Genomic DNA, 14231 nt, shown 5'->3' on the forward strand with positions numbered 1-14231 from the left:
ACCTGCAATAAATATGAAGCTATCACCAGAACAACAGGAAGAACTTATCGGCATACTAAAAACCCGTTTTGAGAAAAACATGAACCGTCACACCGGCATAGAATGGGCCGGGGTACAGGCCAATCTGGAAGCCGATACCGAAAAACTATCGTCACTTAATGAAATGGAAATAACCGGCGGAGAACCCGATGTTGTTGCTTACGATAAAAACACGAACGAATATATTTTTTTCGACTGTGCTGCAGAAAGCCCCAAAGGCCGCAGGAGTGTTTGCTACGATCATGAAGCGCTGGAAGCCAGAAAAGAACACAAGCCCGGAAACAGCGCTGTTGAAATGGCGAAGGATATGGGCATTGAACTTTTAGATGAAGAACAATACCGCGAATTGCAAAAGCTTGGGAAGTTTGATACCAAAACCTCAAGCTGGATCAAAACACCGGCCGATATCAGGAAGCTCGGCGGGGCCATCTTCGCCGATTACCGTTATGGTACCATATTTATTTACCACAATGGGGCGGAGTCATATTATGCTGCCAGGGGGTTTAGAGGGGCGTTGAGGGTTTAAAGCCGACCTGGCCCGAAATTAAAATCAAATGGCGGGGTAGGGGTGACTAAAGTAAATAGGCGCAATTTAGTATTAAGGTTAAAGAGCAAATGTGTCGATGAATGTGTGATGTTGGCGGCTATGCATAGCGCAAATTGACCTGAAATGTTGTGTAAAGAAAGCTTGTTTAGAAATAAAACTTCCGTCAGTGAAAGAAAGGGTTAAAAAGCTACCTTTGTGTAAAAATTTAATTGATATATTCTGCCCAATATGAAATTAAACCAACTTACTTTTACCAGGTTTCTTGCAGCGGTTGCTATTGTTATATACCACGCCAAGAGTGATATTTGGCCATTTAATTTGCCGGTTTTACATAATGTTTTCAGTAAGGCAAATGTTGGTGTGAGTTACTTTTTTATATTATCCGGATTTGTAATGATCATTGCCTATGGCCAGCAAAAAGCCGTTAAAGTTAAGCCGGGGAATTATTATTTGAACAGAATAGCCAGGATCTATCCGGTATATCTTTTTGCGCTTATATTGGCAGCTGTCAGATTATTGATAATTGATACGCTACCTGTTAAGGAATTTATATTACAGCTGTTTGCTATTCAATCATGGTTCCCTGGTTATATCAGCAAGGTTAACGCCCCGGGCTGGTCATTATCCGTTGAGGCTTTGTTTTATGTAGCGTTTCCATTGCTTTTCAATTATTACTATAGTAAATTCTCGTTTAAGTCTGTCGCCATATTGGTTTCGTGTTTATGGCTTACAACCCAGGTGCTACTAAACTTTCTTTACCGGTCGCCATATTACGCAGCTCCGCCATCTACCATTCATGACCTGTTATTCTATTTTCCATTAATGCATATTAATGAATTTATGATTGGCAATATTCTCGGCTTTGTTTATTTAAAGTCGGCAAAAAGGCAGGCAAACTATGACTTGCACATTACATTTATTGTTATTGCTTTATTAGTCGTGTTATCCGTTAATAATTACTTAAGCTTTCATGATGGGTTAATGGCCGTATTGTTTGCTCCCCTCATTTTATTATTGGCCTTAAATAACGGAAAAATCACAAAGGTTTTCTCAAACAAATACTTGATACTGTTGGGCGAAGCAAGCTATAGTATGTACATCCTTCAACATCCAATAAAATCTTTCCTTAGCTTTTTCTTCAAAAAAATACGGGTTGTAAATCCCGAACTGCAATTTTATACCTTTTTGGTTGCGCTTATTTGTATTTCAATTGCCTGTTATTTTTTCATTGAAATTCCAGCAAAAGACTGGATAAAAGGCTGGAAAGACCGGAAGCGTTTAAAATTACAAGCAGTAGATGATTCTGTAAATTTCTAATTATCAATTACGGCATTTGTTAAATAAAAAAAAGCATATCCAATCAGTAAGACTACTGTGCAGGTATGCTTTTTTTGTTGTTTTCAAGTCGGGATGAGGAGACGATTACCCCGGCATTTATATCTATGATATTCAGGACGGGCGCCGTATGGGGCACATATATTGTGCTTCGGTTTGATGGCCTTTGATACTTATTTATGCTATAGTTGATAATCAATGAACTTGTTATAAAACATGATGAATGTCTGTTACAAATAAAAGATCTCGTAGTTATGGCTCCCCCGGCGATGCAATTGAACGATAGCGCTTTAATCACCCATGTAAGCAACCTAAAGCGCGACCCGGGAAAAGCCAAGGCCGGGCCGCTGAAGACGAACAAATCCGCCCGCTTGTATAGCCTTTACTTTTTATCCCGGCGGTGGGCTAAACTCGCTAAATTGGTGAATAGGGAAAGAACAATGGCGTAAACTATGCGGTTCGCATTTTGGCAATCTTGCAAGCAGGCAGACAAACTATTAGTCGGCGGAAATAGGTTGAACAGCCATTGTGCAAAAACAGGATTGATATCCTGCTGTCAGAATTTAGCACCTAATGTAACATAACATGATCTTCCGTCGCCGGGTAATATACCATTACCAAGGTAAACGAGCGTTTCTGTTCGGCGGGTAAAGTATTTATTATCTGTCAGGTTATTGATACCGATCCTGATGTTGTACTTGTCGGAAAACTTATAGCCCAGGGCAAAATCGGCCACGTGATATCGTGGGACATAACCTATATTGGGACTTGTTTTGGTAGCAGCTGTATTATTCGCATCCGACCATGATCCGCCAACATATGAATAGTACAAGGTAGCGGAGAGGTTATGTACAGAGCCATTTATGCCCGAGCGGCTAACAAATTGAGGAACGTCTTCCAACGTTTTTCCAGTCAGATCAACCACGCCTGTTTTGCCATTTAAATACCTGGCGTGATTATAAGCGTAAGAAGAAAATATGGAAAGATCATTGTTAGTGTCCTCGGTATTAAAATTAAGCAGGTGAACCTCAACAAAAGCTTCCACTCCCCTGGTGAGCGCATTGCCTGCATTGGTAGTGTAGGTGTAGGGTTTTCCGTTGCCATCAGTCAGCGTTATATTTCCTATCCTGTTGTTATACTTCAGTTCAAATGCGCTTAGATCAAAGGTCAATATCTTTTTAATCTTTCCCTTAATGCCAATATCTGCATTATGGCCGCTCGCGTCTTTCAAATTCGGGTCGATCACCGCTGTGCTCGATCCGATGATAAGATTTGCATAAAGAATAGGTCTGTATGCCTGCGAGTAATTGCCATAAATATTAATGCTTTCAGTGATCTTATACTGCGCACCGATTCCACCCAGCACGATGTTCCTGGAGGTTGAAAGCGATACGGGGTTAAAATTTTTATATACTTTATATTCCGTTCCGTTTAAAGTTGATTTGAGGTTATCATACCTGATGCCGGGGGTAACGGATAGCCTATCGGTGATGCGGAAAAGGTTTTCAAGAAACGCCCCGTAGTTTATTGTTTTAAAGAGCAGGACGATACCGTAATTGCCGGTTTGAGTAAGGTCAAAATTAGTTCCTGTAGTTCCCTCCCCGTTTTGTTTTCTGTTGGTAGCAGCGTTGGAATATTTTAAGCCGCCCGATAGGGCACTCTCATGGCCGAACAGATCGTATTTTTTTATCATTCGTGCATCAACAGTATAGCTGTTGTAAAAGTCCCTGTTTATCTCTCTTGGCGCGTAGGAGCCTGTAGTTTGGCTGATGGTATCTGCATTGGTGGCTAAACTCGGGCTGGCAATAACCATGTTTCTTTGCCCGAACAAGGTATAGGCTTTTATATTCAATAATGTTTTACTATTGATGGCGTAATTAAAAAGCAAAGCGGGGAGGTTAAGTATCGGGTTAAAATAATTTCTGCTCCTGGTTGACTGGCGCGGATTGGCAGCAAACATCGCGTCGGTAAGCCCGCCAGCAAATTTCTGCACATAGTTTTCTCTTGAATATTCGAGACCAATATCCATTTTATCTGTTGGCTTATAGTGCAAACTTGCGTAAGCATTCAGGAAATTATAGTCGGAGTTAGGACGCCATCCATCGCTGCTACGGTAATTAAAGAAAGCATAATAAGTGAACTTGCCTTTTTTTCCACCTACCGAAACAAAGGAATTTGAGGTATTGAACGAGCCATACGTTTGTTCGGTTTCAATGCTTAACGACTTCGTGGTATCAGGTTGTTTAATTACATAATTGAGCATTCCTCCAAACTGAGGGCCATATTGAAGAGCGGCTGATCCCCTGATGAGCTCAATTTGCTGTACGGCTTCCAATGGCGGGTTATACATGGCCTCGGGATAACCATACAGATCGTTATTAACATTGTAGCCATTCTGGTTCACATTGAACTCCCATGATCTGTGCGGACTTAATCCTCTTGCCGCTACACTGGTTTGAGTGCCCGAACCATCCAACTCCCACGACGTGATACCCGGTACTTTTGCAAACACATCGCGGGCTTTATTTTGTGCGATATCTGCATTGACGCTGTCAACCAAAACAACTTCATTTTTTTTGCCCGAATAAATATTTGTTCCGCCGATCTCGGGTAACGCTTTGATGCTTCCTACGCCTCTTTCGCCTTGTACTTCAACAGCAGATATCTTAATAACGCCGGCCTGAAGCGTATAGGAAAATTCAGTAGTGTCATTGTTTTTTACGAGTATATGCTGTTTAACAGATTTATAGCCGATGTGCGAAATAATGACCAGGTAATTTCCGGCAGGAATATTATTGATGCTGTATTGGCCTTTATTATTTGTGGTGGCGCTGAAATTTGTTTTGTAAAGAATAATATTCACCAGCTCCAACGGGGCTTTTGAATTGTCGGTGATGCTACCTTTAATATTGCCGGTTGATTGGGAAAAAGCATGGGTAAGTAACGAGAAAAGGAGAAAGGTAAGGAAAGCTTTTTTCATAGAATGATCGTGTTTTTTGACATGTCGGTTTGTTTTCGACCATCGTTGTGTTTTTAAAAATATAATGCTAAGCTATAAAAAAGATCTTTTTTTTATTTAATAATATATGCCTGATTGAAATGTTTTCTATGGGGGTTGCAGATTATTAAAATTAATTCGGGGTTAAAAAAATGGAAGAATATAAGTTCGTATTCAATTACCTCCGGGGTAAGAGATCACCAATTGTTGATATTTACTGTTGAGAGGTAAACCGTAAACGCCCCTGTAAACACGATCGTAAACAAAATCAAAAAGTATATTCAATCAGTAAAAAACTGCTCAAATATGCTCTTTAACGTTGTGGTTAAGTCGGGATGGCGGGATTCGAACCCAAAAATGTGTCGTTTTGAATATCTAAGTTTTTGTTTAATTTTGGATAAAACCTTACCAATGAAACTCCTTCTGCTTTTGTTTTTATCTTTTTTACTGCTATTTGCCGCCTGTAAAAAAGATAGCACAACAAAAGAGGAAGCTTCAGGAGTGATCATATCAGGCACTGTGTATCCAACTGTTAAAATTGGGCAACAAGAATGGACGGCCGTCAACTATGACGGACAGGGAGGTATAGAGGGTACTTTTTATGTGCCCAATATCAATTATAAGAAATTTTATACTCAAGCCGATTTAGCGAACTTAAAACTGCCTTCTGGCTGGCGTATACCGACTGTTGCCGATTTTAATAAACTAATGAGCAATTTTACCAGCAAGAAAGATACTGAGGGCAATTTTGTAATGGATTACAATGAGGCCCTCGTGCTTAAATCTACGTCGGGATGGGAGGTGCGTGGGGCATCTGATAAACAGGGAACTAATACTTCTGGGTTTAATGCTTATCCGGCGGGATATTATGCCAGCCCATATAACGAAACCCCAGGAAACCTTGCGTTGTTTTTAACCTCCACTCCATTGCCGGCTGCAAAAGTTAATTTTCATGCCACTTATTATTCGTTTATTTTAAGCAGGCTGTATGGAACCACTTCCAGTGATGATTATACGCAATGTTTTGGTTGCTTTGTGGACGGCGGACATAACATCGACTCTCCCAAATCGGTGAGGTTTGTAAGAGATAATCAGGCTAAATAATTGCCTCTATGTTTTTAGCTAAATGCATAATCAAAGTGCCCCCCGCTGCCGCAAGGCTGTGCCTTGTGGCCAGCATGCAAAGTATTGAATATTGGAAATTGTGAATGAAATCATTATCAGGAGTTTTTATAACCCGTAAAGCTAACCTTGAGGACAGCGGTAAGGACGAAGCTTCAGGGCAATAAGAAATCAAAAGAGCATACCTCATCAGTAAAACTACCTTTGAGACATGCTCTTTAATGCTTGTGTTCAAGTCGGGATGGCGGGATTCGAACCCACGACCTCCAGCACCCCATGCTGGCGCGATACCGGGCTACGCTACATCCCGAAATAAATGTATGGCCGGGCTGCAAATATAATTGTTGCAGGGATATTTCAAAATGTAAATGAAGCCTATTTGCTCTTTCTGCCTGCAATGAACAGAGCGATACCTATGATTACAGTCGGAACCCAATATATAAATGAAAACTCTCCAAGTTTAGAAACGAGTGGGGTCAAGGCCTCTCCCTGATAGGTGAACATGCCAGCGCCACAGATTAACATCCCTATCCCTAAAAGAAAGATAAGTAGCCCTGCCATTCGAGTACGTGACATATTGGTTTATAATTGATTCTCAAATGTAATAAGTTAGTTTGCTATTTAACGATACAAACATTGCAACTCCCCAACGTATGCCTTAACCAGAGCTGTTGTTTCCAAAACAGCTATATCGTTATAAAATGAACTTTAAACCCCTGCCCGGGCGATTACTTAACGGGCTAATCCCTCCCAATAAACTGACAGGATCTTGTCAGTGTTCAATTTTTAAAAACCGGGTGTTCAATGTTTGAAAATGAAAATTTGTAACCCGTTGATTTCCAGCGCTTGTTTGTTCAAATCTCCTTTTAATGTATTTTAGACAAAATATAAGTGGCTGATAGCCAATGAGGTTCTTTTGCAAAAGAAAAGCAAGTGTTCACACTTTTAAAAATTGAACACTTGTAAATTTGGCAGGGAACGGAAGCTGTGAAGCACAATCACCTCTTCGCCACTGGCTCGGTATGCATAATTGAAAATTTCCCGGATAGTTTTAGGGGTGTTCCGTACTCGTTATAATAAACCCTGCCTGCTGCCTTTATTTCTTTCGACTGGCTGCCGTTTAATGGATGAACAAGACAGGTTATTGAAAAGTCGGCACCGGTGTTAAATGATTTTTCAACAGCATCCATAAGTGCGGCCTGGTGCCGGGGATCAACAATATGGATGGCCTCATTTAAAATGGGCTTTGTATTTTCCGGAAAGCCGAAGAGCTTTAAGCCATATTCGGAAAGCGTAATCTCTTTGCTGCTAAAATCCAGCGACCAATCCCAAAGGGTATGATCGTAGACCATTGTTAATTCAACACTATCCAATATTTCTGATAACTGGCCATTAAGTCTTTCCGATTTCATGTACGAAAGCTCCAATTTCTCGCCCAGAGCCAAAAGCTCGTTTCTTAGTGTAGCTATTTCTTTATTTAAAGCGACGTTTGTTTTGAGCCCGGCGCTATCTGCCGTCGTCAGCGCAGACTCGTCTTTTTCGTCAGGTAAGTCCCCAACGGGCTGCAGCTTATAATTTTTCTTTCGACGGGTTAACAAAATGTTAATATAAAAAAGGCAAAGTATAGTGGCGTAAAATAAAATATTTTGCCAAACGCCACCTACACTAAAGTAGTCCAATATGGATTTATCGAGTTGGATAGGAATGGTCATGATAGGGCTGTGGCTAAATTAGTGCAAGGTAATAATTAACTATACGCTTAACAATCCGTGAAAACACCCTTTTTTATGGTAATTTATATTGCGGCAATTAACCCGGGGTTAATTTAATGTAGAAATTTAAAATAAATAATCGTACTTGTTATTTGTGGTCCAAATCCTACGTTTTCTCCCCGAAAGCCGAAATTTTTGCTCCACTATTTTAGGAGAGGGTTTTCTGCTGTTGCAGATATAATTTTTGGATAAAAAAACAGTTCTATATTTTAATGTAAACCTTTTAAATTAAATGGCGTGGCCCTTAAATCAGCGTTGTTTTTAAATCTGCAATTATGGCAGCGCAACGGCCGTATGTAAAAAAGCATTTTCCGGGTTATCACGATTATAATTGCTGTGTTAAATAATAATCGTATACCGTTTACTAACCCGGGTAGCCTTGTTATTTTATTGACTGCTATGTATCTTGTTTGCGCGCTTAATAAATTATGAACAGGTCATTTATATATAGTTTAAAAGTTTGGTTGCTGATGGTGATCATAGCGCCATTGCTCCACCTTGTGCTGTCATGGTTTATTATCGAGAACCCTGAAATAAGCCTTATTGCAGAGATCCAAAAAGACTATATCATTTTTGCAGATATGGTTCTGCTGCTTACTATTCCTTTCGCCTTTGTATTTTGGGTGGCAGTATACTCTTTATCAAAAAAGAGAGAGCCGTTTTATGTAAAACAGGTTTTAACCATAGCTATATTGATAATTACTATGCTCCCGTTTTTTGAATTACTTTTTGAGAAAAAGGTTTCGGCTGTATCTTCCATAGCTGTAATTATATTTCCATATTCAATTACGGGGATAGCCGGTATTTGGCTGCATAAGCTGGAATCTCCAGATTTTGAGGAAGAAACAGTTGAGGAGCAGGAATAAGATTTTCCCAATTTTGCCTATTATCATTGTTTAAAACCATGTATTTCCCAATAAAGAGGGGGATTCAATTTTAATTGTCATAAACAATTAACATTTTATTATTATTGCTTTAATTTTTAACTTAAACCAACACGTGTTATATATAATACATGGCTTTTGCGTTTAATAAGGCGTGTTTATTTAACGTTTTCCACATGTAGTATGGCCTCGACAGAAAATTATGAACTTTTGCTTGGCAAAATCAATACTTTTACCCGGAAGTATTATTTCAATAATTTTTTGCGCGGATTAATATTTTTAGGTGCCGGCCTTTTCTCAGCTTACGTAGTAATTACCTTAAGCGAATATTTCGGCAATTTCAGTATCCTGCTGCGTACCATTCTTTTTTACTTTTTTATCCTGCTTAATACAGTGCTTGTTTGTTGGCTGGTTTTGCCATCATTGCTGGCCTGGCTTAAGCTGGGTAAAACTTTAACGCATGATGAAGCTGCCGAAATTATTGGCAGGCATTTTAACGATGTGCATGATAAACTCCTCAATACTCTGCAGCTAAAAAAACTTGCTGCCGAAGATGAAAGCCACCGTGCGTTGATTGAAGCCAGTATCGACCAAAAGATAGAGGCGCTTAAACCGGTAAGCTTTCCATCGGCTATCAATCTGAAAGAAAACACTAAATATTTAAAATGGGCGCTTGGTCCGCTGGGCGTAATTATCATTATTGCTTTAACTGCGCCCTCTGTATTAACCGAAAGTACTAAAAGATTGATCAGGCATAACGAATATTTTGTTCCTGCTGCTCCGTTCAGGTTTATTGTATTGAACAAAACACTTTCAGTTGTGCAGGGGAGTGATTTAAAGCTCGACCTTAAACTGGAAGGCGATAAGCTGCCCGCGGATGTTTATGTTGAAACAGGGGAGAATACGTTTAAATTGGATAAAGATAACATCAGCCGTTTTCATTACCAGTTTAGCAACCTGCAGCAAAATGCCCGCTTTAAGTTTTCGGGTAATGGCTTTAGTTCGGCTGTTTACGAAATCAAGGTAAATCAAAAGCCGGCACTGTTACACTTTGACGTTGACCTAAATTATCCGGCCTACCTCCATAAAAAAAATGAAAGGCTGCTCAATGCCGGCGATTTGATTATTCCTGCCGGTACAACTGTGAATTGGCAATTGCATACCCAATATGCCAGTGCGCTCATGTTTGATATGAACGGACAAAGCCATCCGGCTGTGCAAAGCAGCGCCGATTTGTTTGAACATCGTGAACGGGTATTGAAAAATTCGGTCTATAAGCTTTTACCGGTTAATGCCCAGGTGAACCAAAGTGATTCGGCTACATATCGTATCAACGTTGTTACTGATGAAGCGCCATCCATTACTATTGATGAAAAGCCGGATTCGGTAAGTATGAAAGCATTTTACTTTAACGGTAAAATCCAGGACGATCACGGTTTTTCATCGCTCACGTTTCATTATACCATCGAGGCTACAGGCAACAGCAAGGAAAGGGAATTTACCAAAAAAGTTAATGCAGATTTGTCTCAAACACAGGCCGACTTTTTTTACTACTGGAACCTCAAGGACATGGGCATTACTCCCGGCGATCATGTAAGTTACTTTTTTGAGGTTGCCGATAACGATGGCGTCGCCGGGCATAAAACAGCCCGTACAGCAAAACATACACTAAATGTCCCTGACAGCAAGGAGATTAACCAGCAGTTAAATGCCGGATCAAAGGCCATAAAAGAAAAAATGCAATCGGCTATTAAACTGGCCGGGCAGGTTGAGCGCGACGCGCAAAAGCTAAATCAAAACCTGCTGAACAAAAACACGCTCTCTTTCGATGAGAAAAAGCAGGTGGAAGACCTGATGCAAAAAAGGAAAGACCTGGAAGACATGGTGAAAGATATCCAGGCCGACAATAAAAAGAATTTATACAACCGGCAGGAAAACCAGCAGCAAACCGAAGAGATACGGGCTAAGCAAAAGCAAATTGAAGATTTGTTTAACAATGTACTTGATCAAAAAACAAAGGAGCTCCTTCAAAACCTGCAGCAAATGCTAAATGAGCAGCAAAAAGATGCTACCCGCGATGAACTATCCAAAATGCAGATGGATAATAAATCATTGAAAAAAGAACTTGACCGGGTGCTGGAACTTTATAAAAAGCTGGAATTTGAACAAAAGCTTAACCAAAACCTCGATCAGTTGAATAAGCTGGCCGACGAGCAGCAAAAACTATCTGATCAAACCAAACAGCCCGGTGCCGACCAGAAGAACCTGCAACAGCAACAGGATAAACTGAAGCAGGATTTTCAGGATGTGAAGAAAGGCTTCGATGAGTTGCAGAAGGTCAATGAGCAGTCCGAACGTAAATCAGATTATCAAAATCCAGAGAAGGAAACCAAAGATATTGAACAGCAGATGGATCAAAGCGCCGGCGATCTGCAAAAAAAAGATAATGCAAAGGCTTCAAAATCGCAGCAGCAGGCAGCAAAGCAGATGAAAGATCTCGCTGCCAAAATGCAAAAGGATAGCGACGAAGGCGAATCAAAAGAGAATGCCGTTGACGCACAGCAACTGAGAGAGTTGTTAAAGAGCTTAGTTAACAGCTCGTTTAACCAGGAAAAGCTGATGCAAACGCTTAAAAACACCAATCCTACAGATCCGTCATATGTTACGCTATCGCAAAATCAAAAGGATATAAAAGACAACTTGAAAACGGCCGAAGACAGCCTATATGCTATCAGCAGGAGGGTGCCGCAGATCCAGTCGACAGTTAATAAGGAGATTACCAGTATTAACGATCATATTGATCAAGCGCTCGAATTTTTGGGCGACAGGCGTACACTTGAAGCCAATCGTAATCAGCAATACGCCATGACATCCATGAACAACCTTGCCCTGATGCTAAGTGAAGCGCTTGAGCAAATGCAGAAAATGATGAACAAGGGTGGTAAAGGAGGCAAGGGCAAACAGCAGTCCATATCGCAACTGGCAAAAATGCAGCAGCAGCTTAATCAAAATATGCAAAAGGCCCGCGAACAGATGCAGCAACAAGGCAATCAGGGTAAAGGGCAACGGGGCAATAGCGGTAATATGAGCGAGCAGTTTGCTAAAATGGCACGTCAACAGCAGATGATACGGCAGGCTTTGCAACAAATTGACAAGGATGAAAATAAAGACGGGACAGGGGGATTGGGCAATTTGGATAAAATTTCGAAAGAAATGGAACAAACCGAACGTGATCTCGTAAACAGGAAGATTACAGATGACGCGCTAAAAAGGCAGCAGCAAATACAAACCCGGTTATTGGAGGCCGAAAAGGCCGAGCAGCAACGTGAACAGGATCAGCAAAGAGAGAGTAATGCGGGGAAGGATTTGCCACCGGGATATATAAAGGCACTGCAGGGGTACCAGCAACAAAAAGCAAAGCAGACGGAGCAGATCAGAACGGTATCTCCGGCACTTAATTTGTATTATAAACAAAAAATAAAATCTTACTTTGATCAACTTAATGCCAAATAATATGGAAGAGGCAAATGTTCAAACCAGCGAGCTATATACGTTGCAGCTGCCGTCAAAACCGGAGAGCATAACGTTGCTTGAGCAGCTGATAGAAGAAATTGCTGATAAATATCATGTTGAGGAAGATACTTTTGCCAACATGATGACTTGTCTTAACGAAGCGGTTATTAACGCCATTATGCATGGGAACAAGCAGGACGAGACTAAAAAGGTGATTGTTAATGCCGAGGTTGAATCCAAGCGTATTATCTGGACTGTTACCGATGAAGGCCCTGGCTTTGATTATAATAACCTTGCCGATCCTACAGCTCCCGAAAATCTCGAGAACCTGACGGGCCGCGGTGTGTTTATCATTAAGCACCTCGCCGATCAATGTATCTTTAACGCCTCGGGGAATGAAATTGAACTTCACTTTAAGATCTGATGCCCGCGATTAATTTTTTTGAAGAAGACACTACTTTTAAACCGAAACAAAAAGCACAATTAAGGCAGTGGATAAAAGAGACGGTAATTGCCGAGGGCTTTAAGCTGAGGGAGCTTAATTACATTTTTTGCTCAGACGCCTACCTGCTGCAAATAAACCAGCAATACCTTGATCATGATACCTATACCGATATCGTTACTTTTGATAATTCGGAAGTGGAGGGGGAGATAGTTGGCGATATCTTTATTTCGATAGACCGCATCCGTGAAAATGGCGCCAAATTTAAAACAGGCGAAACCAATGAGTTGCACCGTGTTATTATTCACGGCGCGTTGCACTTGTTGGGCTATACGGATAAAAGTGTTGTTACAAAACAAAAAATGACACAAAAAGAAGATGAGTACTTAGCTAAAAGAAATTTTTAGCCTTACTTTTATAGTGGATTATAAAAATCAATTGTAAAAACCATGAAAACACTGGCACTCATCATCGCCTTATTATTTGCCACCGCGCCTTCTTCGGTATATGATTTTAAACTGAAAACTATTGATGGCAAAGATTTTAGCCTGGCTAAATACAAAGGCAAAAAAGTATTGATCGTAAATACGGCTTCAAAATGCGGCTTCACCAAGCAATACGCCGACCTGGAAAAATTATCTGAGCAATACAAAGGCAAGCTGGTTGTAGTAGGTTTTCCGGCCAATAACTTTGGCGGCCAGGAGCCGGGTACCAACCAGGATATCAAAACCTTTTGCAAAGAAAACTTTAACGTAAAATTCCCTATGAGCGGTAAGGTTAGCGTTTTGGGCCTAGATATCGATCCGTTGTTCCAATACTTAACAACTGCTCCAAACCCTGATTTTACCGGCGACATCAAATGGAATTTCGAAAAATTTCTGATAGACGAAAACGGCAAACTGATCCACCGTTTCAGGTCGCAAACCACTCCACTATCTGAAGATATCACCAAATATCTGAACTAAGACTTTGCCTTTAAGGCACAGGCTGCCGGCGATAGTTCCGGTTGCGCAGGATAGGTTTGAACAAAATAAAGGGGCAATTGACCAATTGGTTGTTTGTCCCTTTACTGTTAAAGCGGGATTGATCCTTTAGGCTGGTGATTATAATTGTGCAAAGGTGAATGACAAGTACTCGCGAAGCCGGGCGGCAATGAATTATGGTAATGATAAGGTTTAGGCTTTAAAGATCACTAACAGGGAAGTTAATTTTAACAAGGCCTTTTAGTTTCTTCTGTTCCAGCCCGCGCCGGTAATGTAAATTATCTTCTAACAAAACTATCTGGAGCATGCTTTTCGGTAAATATAAAATGCTAATTTCCTAAATTATCCCGGCTTTCTTTATACCTATTATGGGGTATACGCTAAAGGTTCAGTTTAAGGCCGATGGATGTGCCTTTACCGTGGGCGGTATCAATTTTCAGTTCGGCGTTCAATCTTTTTGCCCGGGCGTAAATATTCCGGATGCCCATGGTTTCGTGCTTGCGCACATCAGGGTCAAATCCGCGCCCGTCATCACGGATGCTGATCTGCAGTCGGTTTTTGTAAAGATTGATTTCCAGAAACGCGTTTTGTGCCTC

General features: G+C 40.8%; 10 protein-coding genes, 1 tRNA gene and 1 pseudogene. 8 read left to right on the forward strand and 4 right to left on the reverse strand.

Translation table 11 applies throughout. The features are described from left to right. Positions 1-13: 13 nt before the first annotated feature. Both IEX80_RS19015 and IEX80_RS19020 read left to right on the forward strand, forming a co-directional pair. The gene (locus IEX80_RS19015) at positions 14-565 is read left to right on the forward strand and encodes a DUF4256 domain-containing protein (protein ID WP_188833776.1); all 552 of its coding nucleotides are present in this window, start codon (positions 14-16) and stop codon (positions 563-565) included. Positions 566-814: 249 nt separating this feature from the next. Next, positions 815-1903, forward strand: coding sequence for an acyltransferase family protein (locus IEX80_RS19020; RefSeq protein ID WP_188833777.1), 1089 nt, complete (start codon positions 815-817; stop codon positions 1901-1903). Between the two features lie 574 nt (positions 1904-2477). On the opposite strand, the gene IEX80_RS19025 is transcribed toward IEX80_RS19020, so the two are convergent. Continuing rightward, entirely contained in the window at positions 2478-4901 is a 2424-nt protein-coding gene (locus IEX80_RS19025) for a TonB-dependent receptor (RefSeq protein ID WP_188833778.1), read from the reverse strand. Positions 4902-5330: 429 nt separating this feature from the next. On the opposite strand from IEX80_RS19025, the gene IEX80_RS19030 reads away from it, so the two are divergent. Then, the gene (locus tag IEX80_RS19030) at positions 5331-6023 is read left to right on the forward strand and encodes an FISUMP domain-containing protein (protein ID WP_175490075.1); all 693 of its coding nucleotides are present in this window, start codon (positions 5331-5333) and stop codon (positions 6021-6023) included. A 254-nt stretch (positions 6024-6277) separates the two neighbouring features. On the opposite strand, the gene IEX80_RS19035 is transcribed toward IEX80_RS19030, so the two are convergent. Both IEX80_RS19035 and IEX80_RS19040 read right to left on the reverse strand, forming a co-directional pair. Then, positions 6278-6351, reverse strand: a tRNA-Pro gene (locus IEX80_RS19035). Between the two features lie 688 nt (positions 6352-7039). Next, positions 7040-7753: a hypothetical protein gene (locus tag IEX80_RS19040; RefSeq protein ID WP_188833779.1), complete on the reverse strand. Its 714-nt coding sequence runs from the start codon at positions 7751-7753 to the stop codon at positions 7040-7042. A gap of 488 nt (positions 7754-8241) precedes the next feature. Here IEX80_RS19040 and IEX80_RS19045 point away from each other — a divergent pair, with 488 nt between their 5' ends. From IEX80_RS19045 to IEX80_RS19065, 5 genes are all read left to right on the forward strand, one after another. After that, positions 8242-8679, forward strand: a complete 438-nt coding sequence (locus IEX80_RS19045) for a hypothetical protein (protein ID WP_090532817.1) — start codon at positions 8242-8244, stop codon at positions 8677-8679. A gap of 201 nt (positions 8680-8880) precedes the next feature. After that, a complete protein-coding gene (locus tag IEX80_RS19050; protein ID WP_188833780.1) occupies positions 8881-12210 on the forward strand; it encodes a DUF4175 family protein in 3330 nt (1109 codons plus the stop codon). 1 nt (position 12211) lies between these two features. After that, complete coding sequence (locus IEX80_RS19055; RefSeq protein WP_090532819.1) at positions 12212-12634, forward strand: ATP-binding protein; 423 nt, start codon at positions 12212-12214, stop codon at positions 12632-12634. Continuing rightward, positions 12634-13059 (forward strand): rRNA maturation RNase YbeY, encoded by a 426-nt coding sequence (gene ybeY, locus IEX80_RS19060; protein WP_176626352.1) that lies wholly within the window; start codon positions 12634-12636, stop codon positions 13057-13059. Before IEX80_RS19055 ends, ybeY begins: the two co-directional genes overlap by 1 nt. 42 nt (positions 13060-13101) lie before the next feature. Further along, positions 13102-13617: a glutathione peroxidase gene (locus tag IEX80_RS19065; protein ID WP_091174940.1), complete on the forward strand. Its 516-nt coding sequence runs from the start codon at positions 13102-13104 to the stop codon at positions 13615-13617. A gap of 398 nt (positions 13618-14015) precedes the next feature. On the opposite strand, the pseudogene IEX80_RS19070 reads toward IEX80_RS19065, so the two are convergent. Beyond that, positions 14016-14231: pseudogene (locus IEX80_RS19070) on the reverse strand (hypothetical protein); the annotation flags it as partial.

It is taken from the genome of Mucilaginibacter rubeus (genome assembly GCF_014643835.1).
Lineage (GTDB): Bacteria > Bacteroidota > Bacteroidia > Sphingobacteriales > Sphingobacteriaceae > Mucilaginibacter > Mucilaginibacter rubeus.